This window comes from Planctomyces sp. SH-PL62 (assembly GCF_001610895.1).
In the GTDB taxonomy this organism is placed as follows: Bacteria; Planctomycetota; Planctomycetia; order Isosphaerales; family Isosphaeraceae; genus Paludisphaera.
This window is the reverse complement of the sequence record NZ_CP011273.1, coordinates 5,104,760-5,117,469: the sequence shown is the minus strand read 5'-3', so window position 1 is coordinate 5,117,469 and position 12,710 is coordinate 5,104,760. Positions and strand designations below refer to the sequence as shown.

Annotated in this window: 11 protein-coding genes; 4 read left to right on the top strand and 7 right to left on the bottom strand. The window is 69.8% G+C overall.

Annotation, left to right across the window (positions count from 1 at the left end; all coding sequences use genetic code 11):
• Nucleotides 1-27 precede the first annotated feature (27 nt).
• Both VT85_RS19770 and VT85_RS19765 read left to right on the top strand, forming a co-directional pair.
• On the top strand, nt 28-960 hold the full coding sequence (locus VT85_RS19770) for a hydroxypyruvate isomerase family protein (protein WP_068419310.1): 933 nt from the start codon (nt 28-30) through the stop codon (nt 958-960).
• A 149-nt stretch (nt 961-1,109) separates the two neighbouring features.
• A complete protein-coding gene (locus VT85_RS19765; RefSeq protein ID WP_068419307.1) occupies nt 1,110-2,828 on the top strand; it encodes a DEAD/DEAH box helicase in 1,719 nt (572 codons plus the stop codon).
• Between the two features lie 25 nt (nt 2,829-2,853).
• On the opposite strand, the gene VT85_RS19760 is transcribed toward VT85_RS19765, so the two are convergent.
• From VT85_RS19760 to VT85_RS19750, 3 genes are read right to left on the bottom strand one after another with little or no spacing between them, the layout of a single operon-like run.
• Nucleotides 2,854-4,320, bottom strand: coding sequence for a sensor histidine kinase (locus VT85_RS19760; RefSeq protein WP_068419304.1), 1,467 nt, complete (start codon nt 4,318-4,320; stop codon nt 2,854-2,856).
• Entirely contained in the window at nt 4,317-5,015 is a 699-nt protein-coding gene (locus VT85_RS19755; protein WP_068419301.1) for a response regulator transcription factor, read from the bottom strand. Before VT85_RS19755 ends, VT85_RS19760 begins: the two co-directional genes overlap by 4 nt.
• A 29-nt stretch (nt 5,016-5,044) precedes the next feature.
• Nucleotides 5,045-5,539, bottom strand: coding sequence for a PepSY-like domain-containing protein (locus VT85_RS19750; RefSeq protein WP_082858749.1), 495 nt, complete (start codon nt 5,537-5,539; stop codon nt 5,045-5,047).
• A gap of 303 nt (nt 5,540-5,842) precedes the next feature.
• On the opposite strand from VT85_RS19750, the gene VT85_RS19745 reads away from it, so the two are divergent.
• Entirely contained in the window at nt 5,843-6,877 is a 1,035-nt protein-coding gene (locus VT85_RS19745; RefSeq protein ID WP_068419295.1) for a bile acid:sodium symporter family protein, read from the top strand.
• A 10-nt stretch (nt 6,878-6,887) separates the two neighbouring features.
• On the opposite strand, the gene VT85_RS19740 is transcribed toward VT85_RS19745, so the two are convergent.
• The 4 genes from VT85_RS19740 to VT85_RS19725 form a co-directional block, all read right to left on the bottom strand.
• Entirely contained in the window at nt 6,888-7,649 is a 762-nt protein-coding gene (locus VT85_RS19740) for a carbohydrate-binding family 9-like protein (RefSeq protein WP_068419292.1), read from the bottom strand.
• A gap of 44 nt (nt 7,650-7,693) precedes the next feature.
• Entirely contained in the window at nt 7,694-9,184 is a 1,491-nt protein-coding gene (locus VT85_RS19735) for a DUF1501 domain-containing protein (protein ID WP_068419289.1), read from the bottom strand.
• Nucleotides 9,185-9,197: 13 nt separating this feature from the next.
• Nucleotides 9,198-11,411 carry a PSD1 and planctomycete cytochrome C domain-containing protein gene (locus tag VT85_RS19730; RefSeq protein ID WP_068419285.1) on the bottom strand — a complete coding sequence of 738 codons (2,214 nt, stop codon included), beginning with the start codon at nt 11,409-11,411 and terminating at the stop codon, nt 9,198-9,200.
• Between the two features lie 85 nt (nt 11,412-11,496).
• Nucleotides 11,497-11,901, bottom strand: a complete 405-nt coding sequence (locus tag VT85_RS19725; protein ID WP_068419282.1) for a GatB/YqeY domain-containing protein — start codon at nt 11,899-11,901, stop codon at nt 11,497-11,499.
• Nucleotides 11,902-12,066: 165 nt separating this feature from the next.
• Here VT85_RS19725 and VT85_RS19720 point away from each other — a divergent pair, with 165 nt between their 5' ends.
• The gene (locus VT85_RS19720; protein ID WP_068419278.1) at nt 12,067-12,360 is read left to right on the top strand and encodes a hypothetical protein; all 294 of its coding nucleotides are present in this window, start codon (nt 12,067-12,069) and stop codon (nt 12,358-12,360) included.
• The last annotated feature ends 350 nt before the right edge of the window (nt 12,361-12,710 follow it).

Below are 12,710 nucleotides of genomic sequence, written 5' to 3'. Positions count from 1 at the left end.
CGACGTTCCGGAAGGAACCCCGCCGCCATGAACACCCCGCAAAGCCCCCGCGACGCTCGATCGGACGGGGCCAGTCGCCGCGACCTCCTGAAGGTCGCCGGCGCGGTCGCCGTCGGACTCGGGGGCGCGACCCGAACCGCGAAGGCCAGGACCATGCCTCTCATCAAGAACGGCCGGATCAAGCAGTCGCTCGTCCACTGGTGTTACGAGCCCTACTGGAAGGACGCCGACGCCTTCATCAAGGTCGCCCAGGACCTCGGCTGCACGAGCGTCGAGCTGGCGCCGCCGGAGATGTACCCGAAGCTCAAGGCGGCCGGGCTCGACAACGCCATCGCCCAGATCGACATGAGCCCGGACCCGCCGTTCCTCCGGGGGTTCAACGACCCCAAGAACTGGGACAAGGTCATCGCCGCGACCCGGACCGCCATCGACGCCTGCGCCGAGTACGGCTTCAAGCGGGTCATCTGCTTCACCGGCTACTCCGAGGGCCTCTCGCTCGAGGAAGGGGCGGCCAACTGCGTCGAGGGCTTCAAGAAGATCGTCGGCTACGCCGAGCAGAAGGGCGTGACGCTCTGCCTGGAGATGCTCAACACCCGGGCCGCCGACCACCCGATGAAGGGGCACCCGGGATACCAGGGCGACCACGTCGACTACTGCGTGGACATCATCAAGCGGGTGGGCTCGCCCAACCTCAAGCTCCTGTTCGACTTCTATCACGTCCAGATCATGGACGGCGACCTGATCCGCCGGCTCCACGAACTGAAGGATCTGGTCGGCCATATCCACACCGCCGGCAACCCCGGCCGGGGCGAGCTGGACGAGAAGCAGGAGATCTACTTCCCGCCTCTCATGCACGCCCTTCTGGAAATCGGGTACGATGGTTACGTGGGACATGAATTCATCCCGACCCGCGACCCGCTCGAAGGCCTCAAGCAGGCCGTGACGCTCTGCGACGTCTGACGCCGTCCCTTTTCGTGAACAAGCCCGGCGCCCGCACCCGCGGCCGCCGGGCTTCCGCTCCTTCGCGATGGACGCTGGGATGAGAATTCGTTATTTTCTTGGTTTGGTTCGAAGGCGTGGGGCGGGCGAGCGAAGGGAAGGTTCCGCGGATGGCAGAGAAGGGTACGAAGCAGGCGGCCGAGCCGGGTTTTTCATCGTTGGGGCTGGATCCCCGGCTGGTCGAGGCCCTGACGGGGCTCGGCTATGAGGAGCCGTCTCCGATCCAGCGCGAGGCGATCCCGGTCCTGCTGACGGGGAAGGACCTGGTCGGTCAGGCGGCGACCGGGACGGGCAAGACGGCCGCCTTCGCCCTGCCGATGCTCCACCGGCTCACGGAGCTCGACAAGAAGAGCCCCCGACCGTTCGCCCTGGTCCTGGTCCCGACCCGCGAGCTGGCCATGCAGGTGGCCGAGGCCGTGCACCGTTACGGTCGACCGATGGGGGCCTCGGTCCTCCCGGTCTACGGCGGGCAGGCTTACGGGCCCCAGATCCGCGCCCTGGAGCGCGGGACCGACGTCGTCATCGCCACGCCGGGCCGCGCGCTCGACCTGATCAAGCGCAAGACGCTCCGGCTGGACGGGATCCGCATCGTCGTGCTCGACGAGGCGGACGAGATGCTCGACATGGGGTTCGCCGAGGATATCGAGTCGATCCTCTCGGACACGCCCAAGGAGCGCCAGACGGTCCTCTTCTCGGCGACCCTGCCGCCCCGGATCGCGGCCATCTCCCGGAAGCATCTGACCGACCCGCAGAAAATCCAGATCCATCGCGAGCCCTCCGCCCCCGGGACGGTCCCGCTGGTCAAGCAGACGGCGTACATCGTCCCCCGGGGCCACAAGCTGGCGACTCTGGGCCGGGTGCTCGACATCGAGAACCCGACCTCGGCGATCGTCTTCTGCCGCCGCCGCAACGAGGTCGACGAGCTGGTCGAGACGCTGAGCGCCCGCGGCTGCCGCGTCGAGGGGCTGCACGGCGGCATGACGCAGGAGCAGCGCAACCGCGTCATGAAGAAGTTCCGGAGCGAGACGGCGGAACTCCTGATCGCCACCGACGTCGCCGCCCGCGGGCTCGACATCCAGCAGCTCTCGCACGTCATCAACTTCGACGTCCCGGTCGAGGCCGAGTCGTACGTCCACCGGATCGGCCGCGTCGGTCGCGCCGGCCGTGAAGGGATCGCGATCACCCTGGCCGAACCCCGCGAGCATCGCCAGCTCCGGATCATCGAGCAGGCCACCGGCCAGAAGATCGCCATCGAGAAGATTCCCACGGTGGCCGACCTCCGGGCCCGCCGGCTGGAGCTGACCCGCGCGTCGATCCGCGAGGCGGTCGTCGGGGCGGAGCTGGAACGCTACCGGGTGATCGTCGAGTCGCTGGCGAGCGAGTTCGACCTCATGGACGTGGCGATGGCCGCGGCCAAGCTGCTCCACCAGTCGATCGGGGCCGACTCCCAGCAAGAGGAGGAGGACATCCCCGACGTCGAGATGCAGCGCGACCGGCCGTTCCGCGACGCCCGGGGCGCGGGGCCGCGCGCCCCGTCGCGCAACCCCCGCGACCGCAAGCGGCCGGGCGACAGCCGGGGCGTGAACATGACCCGCCTGTTCGTCGGCGCCGGTCGCGCCGCGGGCGTCCGCCCGCAAGACCTCGTCGGCGCCATCACGGGCGAGGCCGGGCTGACCGGCCGGCAGGTGGGCGACATCGACATCGCCGACCGATTCTCGCTCGTCGAAGTCCCTTCCGAACTGGCGGACTCCGTCATCGACGCCCTTCGAGGCAGCCGCATCAAGGGCCGCAGCGTCACCGTCCGACGCGAACGCAGCGACAACGAGTGACGATTCCCGCCTGGCGACGGCCGCCTCAGGCGGTCGTCGCGGGCGAGGACTCGGCATTCGTCGCGGCCTCATTCGCGGCTTCGGGGAACCTCACCAGGAACCTCGCGCCGCGTCCCGGCTCGCTCGCGACGGCGACCGTCGCGCCGAAGACCTCGGCGAGCCGCTTCACGATCGAGAGGCCGAGCCCGACGCCCCCCGCCCCTCGGCTTCGAGCCCCCTCCGTCTGGTAGAACGGCTCGAACAGGTGAGGAAGGTCGGCCGCGGAGACGCCCGGACCCCGGTCCTCCACCGTCAATTCGATCCGGCCTCCCCGGCGCGCCAGGCCGACCGCGACCGGCGTCCCGGACCGGCCGTGCCGGGTCGCGTTGTCGACGAGGTTGTCGACCATCTCGGCCAGGAGCGCGACGTGGGCCGCGACCGCCATCGGCGGCTCGCCGGACGTCTCCAGGCGGATCTCCGCGGCTCGCGGCGGCTCGCGCCAGGCGTGTAGGTGCTCGGGGAGCCACTCCGCAAGATCCACGACCTGGAGCGCGGGCTCGGACGATTCGCGGTCCGCCCGCGCCAGGAAGAGCAGGGCCTCGACGATCCGCCGCAGGTGCTGCGTCTTGCGCCGGACCAGTTCCAGCGTCCGGCGGTACTCCTCCGGTTCGCGATCGCGACGGAGGGCGAGGTCGACCTGCCCCTGGATGGCGGTCAGCGGGGTGCGAAGCTGGTGGGAGGCGTCGCCGGTGAACCGCCGCTGGCGTTCGAAGGACTCCTGGAGCCGTCCCAGGAGCGCGTTGAACGAGCCGCCGAGCTCTTCCAACTCGTCCCCGGTCGCGGGGGTCGGGAGCCGCATCGCGAGGTCGTCGCCTCGGATCTCATGGGCCGCCAGGGCCATCTCCGTCAGCGGGAGCAAGGCGCGGCGGACCAACCGGCGGCCGGCGAGAAACGCCGGAACCCAGACCCCGATCGACGCCCCGGCCAGGAACAGGCTGAGGTTTCGCAGCGCGACTTCCACGTCCGCGGTCGCGACGGCGGCCCGGAGGATCAGGGCGGGGTGGATGTCTGGCGCGAGTCCCGGCGCGGCGGGGAAGCCGGCCGTCTCGGGGGCCAGCACCCGGACGCCGACGGCCCAGCCGAGCCCACGCTCGTCCTTCATCCGGAACGCGCGGCGGCCGTCGAGGGAACGGTCCGGGTCGTCGCGAGCCAGGATCGTCCGGGGCGTCGAGCCGTCGATCGCCGCGCCTCGCTCGTCGGACACGGTCCACTGGAATCCCCCCTCGGGAGCCCTGCGGCCGAACGAGAGGCTCCGCTCCTCGGGTTCCCATTCGACCCCCCCGGGCGTGATCTCGGCCGCGGCGGCGAGCGTGTTGAGGATCGACTCGACCCGGTCCTCGGTCCGGCGATGGAGATAGCGAGCGGAGACGGCGTAGAGGAGGGTCGAGAACCCGAACAGGACGATCGCGAGCGTCGCCAGGAAGAACCGGGAGATCCGGGCGTGGAGGGTCATCGCGCCTCCCCCTCGGCGTCCCGCGCGCCGAAGACGTAGCCACGTCCCCGGGCGGTGTGGATGAGCCGGGGGCCGTGCGCTTCCAGCCGGCGTCGGAGCTCCATGACGTGGAACTCCAGGGTGTTCGAGGAGCCGTCGTAGCGCTCGTCCCAGACGTGCTCGTAAATCCGGGTGCGCGTGAGGACCTCGTCGGGGCGGTTGAGGAAGAAGACGAGCAGGGCCTGCTGCTTGGCGGTGAGTTCCACGACGCGGCCCGCCCGCTCGACCCGCTGGGTGCGGAGGTCGACGCGGACGTCGGCGTAGGAGAGGACCGCCGAGGCGGAGGCGGCCCGCCGCCGCGCCAGGACGCGGACGCGAGCCAGGAATTCCTCGTAGTCGAACGGCTTGCAGAGATAGTCGTCCGCGCCGCCGTCGAGGCCGCTGACCTTGTCGGAGAGGGCGTCGCGCGCGGTGAGGAGGAGGACGGGGGCGTCGTGCCCGGCCTGTCGGAAGCGTTTCAAGAGCGTGAGCCCGTCGACCCCGGGGAGCCACCAGTCGAGTACGACGAGGTCGCAGGCGCCCCGCGAGAGGGCGAGCCAGCCGTCGGGGCCGGTCGCGGCCGAATCGACCGTGAAGCCCTCCTCACGGAGCCCCCGCACCAGGAAATCGGCGATCTCCTCGTCATCCTCGATCACCAGCACCTTCAGGCCGAGCATGTCGCGTCCTCCTCCTCCGAGTCGGAGGTTCAATCCTCGTCTTTCTCCTCGTGCTCGTCGTCGCCATCGGCGTCGACGAGCTTGCCGGCCGGGGTGGCCTCGATCTCGATCTTCTTGCCATCGGCTTCCACCACGACCTCGTAGGTCACGACCTCGGCGCCCTTCTCGAACTTGACGACCTTCTCGGCCTTCTTGACCGGCTTGCCGGGGTGCTTCGCGGCGACGAGGTCGGCGACCGGCCTGGGGAGGTCGGCCGGCTTGACCTCGGTCTCGATCTGGAGGATCCGGCCGTCCTCACGCACCTCGACCTCGACTCGATCGGCGCCGTTCTGAAGCCTCAACTCATAGACGACCTCCCCGTCCTCCTCCTCCTTGTCGACGTGCTTGATTTCGGCCTTGGGGAACTTCGCCTTGACGGCGTCCACCACCGCCTTGGGAGCGTCGTCCGCCGAGGCGACCGAGATCGAGCTGGCCGCGGCAGCCAGGATCATCACACCGAGAGACTTCAGAAGCAGCATCCTCATGGTTTCCACCTTTCCGGTACAGGTCGAGCCGGCGGCCTGGGGAACTCCCCCCGGCCTTTGTGAATTCTACGGGGTGATCCTGAGGAGACCGTGATGCGACGATAAGATCGGCCTTATCGACGGGAAAAAACAGAAAGGGCATAAGCTCAGCTTATCGATCGTAGCTTCGCGGGTCATCTATAAGGCCGATCTTATTCAGGGCTCGTCGCCGTCTCAGGAGGCGGGTCTAGGATCCCTCCGACGTCCGGGAGTTCGACACTCGACCCGGATCACGGCGTAACCCGAGACGGAGGGATCCCTGGGATGATCGAGCGATTGAGCCACTGGATTCATCGGCATTTGCTGTTCTGCATCGCGGCGGCCTACGTCGCGGCCCGGACGAGCCCGACGGCCGGGCTCTGGCTTCGGAACGTCCGCGCATTCGAGTTCGAGGCTGGTGGTGGGCGGATCGAGGCGTCGGGGCCGGCTCTGCTGCTGGCGCTTCTGCTGTTCAACGCGGGGTTGCGGGCTCGTCCCGACCGGATGCGGGAGATCGCTCGGCGGCCCTCGGTGGTGCTGGCGGGCCTGCTCGCCAACATGATGATCCCGCTGCTGTACCTGGCGGCGCTGGCACCGGCGCTCGTCGCCTGGCACGACCCGGTCGAGGCGTCGAGCCTGGTCGTCGGCCTGGCCCTGGTGGCGGCGATGCCGATCGCGGGATCCTCGACCGGGTGGGCGCAGAGCGTCGGCGCGGACATGTCCCTCAGCCTGGGGCTCGTGGTCGGCTCGACGCTGCTCAGCCCGATCGCCACGCCGGCCCTGCTCCGGTTCGCGGGCCTGGCGTTTCCGGGGGAGGCCGCGAACGACCTGCTCGCCCTGGCCGGGCGTGGGACGGGAGCCTTCCTGGCCGCCTGGGTGCTGGTCCCGTCGCTGCTCGGGATGGCGGCCCGCCGGCTCGCGTCGACGACGCTGGTCGAACGGCTGGAACGCGCGCTCAAGTCGGCGGCGACGCTTGCGCTCCTGGCTCTCTGCTATTCGAACGCGGCGGCCTGTCTGCCGCAGGCGCTCGCCGACCCGGACTGGGACTTCCTGGGCGCGGCCCTGGCTTTATCAACGGGGCTTTGCATACTCACCTTTTTTGGCGGTTATGCGATTGGTCGTCTTTTGCGGGCCGGACGGCCACAGCGCACGGCGCTGATGTTCGGGATGGGGATGAACAACAACGGCACGGGACTGGTTCTGGCGTCGACGATCCTGGCGTCGGAGCCCCTGGTGCTCCTGCCGATCATCGTCTACAACCTCGTGCAGCACGTCGTCGCCGGCTGCGTCGGCCGCCTGTGCGCGGCCGACGCGGCGTGACCGTCCCGGTTCAGGGCCTGGCGGCGTCCGGGCCTTCGAATTGGAGGACGCCGTAGTCCTCGTAGCGGTGGAAGTTGGGGACCGTCAGGGGGGCCGAGCTCATGAGGGCGGGCTTGGTCCCCTCCGGTCCGTAGTCGTACCGGCAGAGGGCGAACCGCCAGGCGTCGCCGACTTTGGGGCGGCCGCCGGTGGGGGCGAACGCCGACCAGGGGATGCGGCCTTCGACGGTCCAGCCCTCGTCGACGTCGCCCGGACGGTCGAGCGTGCCCCGGAGGACGACGGCCGCCTCGTGGCCGAGCGGGGGCTCGTCGCGGAAGGCGTGGTCGAGCGCGCCGCGCTTCGGGAACGCGACCTCGAAGACCGTGGCCAGCGGGTTGACCTGGAACTCGTAGTAGCCGGGCTGGTCCTCGCGGGGCTTGAAGAACATCTCGAAGACGTCCCCTTCCCAGAGGTGGTCGTTGCGATTGCGGCCGAACGCCCGAAGCTCGGCGTCGTCCATCTCGGCCGCGTAATACAGGGCTTCGTCGTCCCAGGCGAGCCGGGCGCGGGTGCCGGGCCGGGACTCGCCGAGCCAGAGGGCGGCGAAGTCGGTGACGGGCTTGGCGGCGCGCCAGCAGGCGTCGTCGAGCTTGCCGTCGAGCGTCGGGGCCTCGCTCGCCCAGGCGCAGGAGGCCTTGCGCGTGACCGGGGGTTCGGCGACCGCCCGATCGGCGAGCCCGGCGAATCCGGAGGCGAGGAGGATCAGGACGGCCGGCGAGGTTCTCGGTCGCATGGCGGGCTGGCTCCGGGGGGGGTCGGATCGAACCGCGATCGGAACTAGATCAGTTGATGGATCGGCTCGGCGCCCTCGACGCCGACGAGCTTCTGGTCGAGGCCGCCGTAGAAGTAGGCGAGGGCGTTGGGGTCGAAGCCGAGCCGGTCGAGGATCGTGGCGTGGAGGTTCTTGACGTGGAACCGGTCGTCGACCGCGGCGCTCCCCAGCTCGTCGGTCGAGCCGACGCTCACGCCCCCCTGGATCCCGCCGCCGGCGAGCCAGACGGTGAAGCCGTAGGAGTTATGGTCGCGGCCGGTCCCCTCGGCGAATTCGGCGGTCGGCTGGCGGCCGAACTCGCCCCCCCAGACGATCAGGGTCTCGTCGAGCAGGCCCCGGCGCTTGAGGTCCTTGATGAGCCCGGCGATGGGCCTGTCGGTCCGGCCCGCGTGCTTGGTATGGTTGGAGACGATGTCTCCGTGGGCGTCCCAGTTGTCGTCGTTGTGGGCCCCGCCGGAGTAGACCTGGATGAACCGGACCCCGCGCTCGACGAGTCGGCGGGCGAGCAGGCACTTCCGGCCGAAGTCGGCGGTCTCGGGTCGGTCGACGCCGTAGAGGGCCAGCGTCTCCGCGCTCTCCTGGGAGTAGTCGACGGCCTCCGGGGCGTGCTGCTGCATCTGGAAGGCCAGCTCATAGCTGGCGATCCGCGCGGCCAGCTCGGAGTTGTCGGCGCGGGGGACGCGGTGCTCCTCGTTCTTCTCCCGGAGGCGGTCCAGGAGCCGACGCTGGAGGGCGCGGTCGGTCCCCTCGGGGGGGGAGAGGTCGTGGATCGGCACGCCGTCGGCGCGGAGGACGGTCCCCTGGTAGACGGCCGGCATGTAGCCGCTCGACCAGTTCTTGGGCCCGCTGATCGGTCCGCCGGTCTTGTCGAGCATGACGACGAAGCCGGGGAGGTTCTGGTTCTCGCTGCCCAGCCCGTACGTCACCCAGGAGCCGAGGCAGGGGTTGCCGCTGAGGATCCGGCCCGAGTTCATCATCAGCATGGCCGAGCCGTGGATCGGCGATTCGGCGTACATCGAGTGGACGAACGCCATGTCGTCGGCGCACGTCCCCAGGTTCGGGAACAGGTCCGAGATCATCTTGCCCGACTCGCCGTAGGGGCGGAACGCCCACTTGGGGCCGACGACCCGGCCCTCGTTGCGCTTGCCCCCTCGGCCGAAGGTCTTCACCTCGATCGTCTTGCCGTCGAGCGGGTAGAGCCTCGGCTTGTGGTCGAAGGTGTCGACGTGGCTCGGGCCGCCGTACATGAACAGGAAGATGACGCTCTTGGCCTTGCCCGTTTTCGGGGGGGACTTGGGGGCGAGCGGGTTGACGAACGGCGGCGCGGCGTCGGCGGCGCGGGCTCGTCGACCCAGGAAGCCGTCCTGCGACAGCAGCCCGGCGAGGGCCGTCGCGGTGAAGCCGCCGCCGGTCTCCCACAGGAACTCCCGGCGGGTACGGCCGCAGAACTGGCCGTGCGGGGCGCGCGAGGGGGGAGGGGCACCGTCGTTTCGCATGGGGTCCTCTCCCTCAGTCGAGATACAAAAAGGCGTTGGCGTTGAGCGCGAGGAGCGCGTACTGGACGAGCGCCTCGGCCTCGGACAGCCCCGCCTCGTCGCGCAGCGAGTGGAGGAACGCGAGGTCGCGGGCGGCCTCGTCGGCGGTCGGCTCGCGGCCGGTGGTCAGGAGGACGGCCTCGCGGACCTGGGCTTCGAGGTCCCCCTCGCGGCCCTTCGCGAGCCGCCCGGCGAGCTTCGCGGCGTGCTCGTTGGCGAAGGCCCCGTTGAGTAGGCCGAGCGCCTGGGTGGGGACGGTCGTCGTGTAGCGGACGGGGCAGCTGGAATCGGTGTCGGCCGCGTCGTGGGTCGCCAGGATGGGGACGGCCAGCGACCGCTTGATGTGGACGTAGAGGCTCCGCCGCGCCGACTCCTCGGGGGAGGAGACCTTCCAGCCCTGGCCCGGGACCGACTGGCCGGCGAGGACCTCGTCCGGGATCGGCGGGCAGACCCAGGGACCCTTCGCGCCGGGGTTGAGGACGCCGCCGACCGCGAGGATCGCGTCGCGGACCTCCTCGGCCGTCAGCCGACGCATCGGGAACCGCTGGAACTTCAGGTTCGCCGGGTCGCGGGCGAGCGCGGCGTCGGACGGCCGCGAGGACATCCGGTAGGCGCTCGAAAGCATGATGATCCGATGCATCCGCTTGACCGTCCAGCCGCCGCCCATCAGCTCGGCGGCCAGCCAGTCGAGCAGCTCGGGGTGGGTCGAAGGGTCGCCGAGGCTGCCGAAGTCGTTGGGGGAGGGGACCAGCCCGCGGCCGAAATGGTACTGCCAGAGCCGGTTGGCGAAGACCCGGGCGGTCATCGGGTTGCGGCGATCGGCCAGCCATTCGGCGAGCGCCCGACGCTTGCCGGCGCCGGGGCCGAACGTCGCCCGATCCGGGTCCAGGACGACGGGGACGCCCGGCTCGACGCGGGGGCCGAGAAGGTTCGGGTTGCCTCGCAGCAGGACGTGCGGCTCGGTGCGGCCCTTCTCGACGGCGGCCATGACGGCGACGCCCTCGGGGCCCACCTTGCGGGTCTCCAGGCCGGTCTGTTCGCCCATGTCGATGAAGAAGGCCAGCAGCCGGTAGTAATCGGACTGGGGGATCGGGTCCTTCTTGTGGTCGTGGCAGCGGGCGCAGTTGATCGTCATGCCCAGGAAGACCTGGCCGACGGTGGAGACCACGCCGTCGAGCATGTCGAAGCGGGCGAGGGGACGGTCGGCCGGCTCGTCGTCCCAGACGCCCAGGCGGTAGAAGCCGGTGGCGACCTGCGCCTCGACCGAGTCGGGAGCGACCTCGTCGCCGGCGAGCTGTTCGAGCAGGAAGCGGTCGTACGGCTTGTCGTGGTTGAAGGCGTCGACGACGTAGTCGCGATACCGCCAGATGAAGGGCTTGGCGGCGTCCCGTTCGTAGCCGTTGGTCTCGGCGTAGCGGACGAGGTCCAGCCAGTGTCGGCCCCAGGCTTCCCCGTACTGGGGCGAGGCGAGCAGTCGGTCCACGAGCCGTTCGAAGGCGTCGGTCGCGGGATCGGCCTCGAAAGCTTCGATCTCGGCGGGGGTCGGCGGCAGGCCGGTGAGGTCGAAGGTCGCGCGGCGGATCAAGGTCCGACGATCGGCCTCGGGGGCCGGCGCGAGGCCGTCGGCCTCCAGCCCGGCGAGGAGGAAGGCGTCGACGGGGTTCCGCGCCCAGCTCCGATCCCGGACGGTCGGGATCTCGGGGCGGACGACCTCGCGATAGGGCCACGAATCGGCCGTCGGCGCGTCCGGCTCCTCGGAAGTCGTCGGCCTCGCCCCGGCGGTGTCGCCGCCGGACCAGGGGGCGCCGGCTGCGAGCCATTCGGCGAGCACCTTCACGTCATCGTCGGGGAGCCGCCCCGAGGGGGGCATCTCCAGGCCGTCCTCATAGCGGATCGCCTTGAGCAGCAGGCTCTCGTCGGGCGCGTCGAGGTCGACGGCCGGGCCGAGGTCTCCGCCCTTGAGCATCGCCTCGCGGCCGTCGAGCCGGAGCCCCCCGCGAGTCTTCTCGCCGCCGTGGCATTTCAGGCAGCGAGAGGTCAGGATGGGCTCGACCTTCGAAGTGAAGTGCTCGGCCTTCGCGGCGTCCGCCGTCGCGGCGGGGGACGGTTCCTCGGCCCTCGTCGCCGCGGCGAGCGAGGCGACCGCGAGCATGAGGGCCGGGAGCCGGACGAGGAAGCGAACAATCATGCGTTTCCGCCCCTGGAGGTCGACCCGCCGTTCGGGCGAGGTCGTCGGACTCTGGAGGCATGTTAAACAATCCGTTTATGGATGGTCAAGGCTGCCCCCGGAGGGAGGCGACGGCCGCCTTCACGTCTTCGGTCTCCACGGTCCGCCCCGCCAGCGCCTTCATGGCGATTCCCAGGGCCATGCCGTCCTTGGGGGCGGCGCGGATGGGGTCGGCGACCGGCGCGAGCAGTTCCACGATCTGATCGGGCGCGAGGCTGGCGGGGACCCATTCGCGGAGTCGCTCCACCTCATCGGCGGTGAACGTGGTGACGCCGGACTTCGCTTCCTTGAGGACGCTCCGCATCTTCTTGATCGCGTCGGCGTCGGCCATCTCGTCGCCGGTCGCCAGGGTGAGCTGGGCGATCCAGTATCGCAGGAAAGCCGTCTTCGCCGCGTCTCGGGCCTTCATGGCCGGGCCGAGTTGGCTCCGCATCTTCTGGACGATCGTCATGACCGGACTGCTCCTGAAATTCGTCCCGACCGCGCCGGGTTCCCTCGTCGAAACGACGACCCTCGATCATCGTCGGAGGCCGGTCGATGTTTCAAGGCGGCCGGGCTGGGGGCCGATGGGATAAAGGAAGACTGGTATTCGAATTCCACGGAGGGAGGACGAACCATGAGCTCGGACGACGAGACCCTGAGCATCGAGATGATCCGCTGGACCTTCGCCGTCGATCCGGCCCACCGCGGCGAGATCGAGACCTTTCTCCTGGACCAGGGACTCGAAGTCCTGGTTCGGGGCGAGGAGACGATGGTCGCCACCTGGGACGAGCCCGAAGGCTCAATTGAGGAGGTGATCGAGGGGATGTGGGCCATCACAGGCTCCCCCTTCGAGGTGACGCACGAGGAGTTCCACCGGGCGAACCTCCTGCTTTACGACGCCGACGAGGAGACGAAGGCCGTCGCCTGACGCGGGCCCCGCCTCAACCGAAACGACACGCCGATTCCCCCTTCGCCCGGCCGACGCTCGCTCGTCGGCCGGGCGAAGTCGCGCGCGGCACCTGCGGGACGGCGAAAGTTTCTCGCTTTAATGAAAATTAGTGATAGAGACTTTGAGGACGTCCCGTATACTAAGGTCGGAAATCGGCACACTTCGACCTGTTCGAGCGGGAATAGTACGCTTTGTCGGATTCCCGGACCGACTTCCTCCGTCGCTTCACGTTCGCGTTCGACGATCGCCCGGCTGACTCGGGCCGCCCAGGATTCGCGGGATAACGGCTCTGGGCCGGAGCGGTCGTGGTGCGCGCGTCGTCGGGCTGG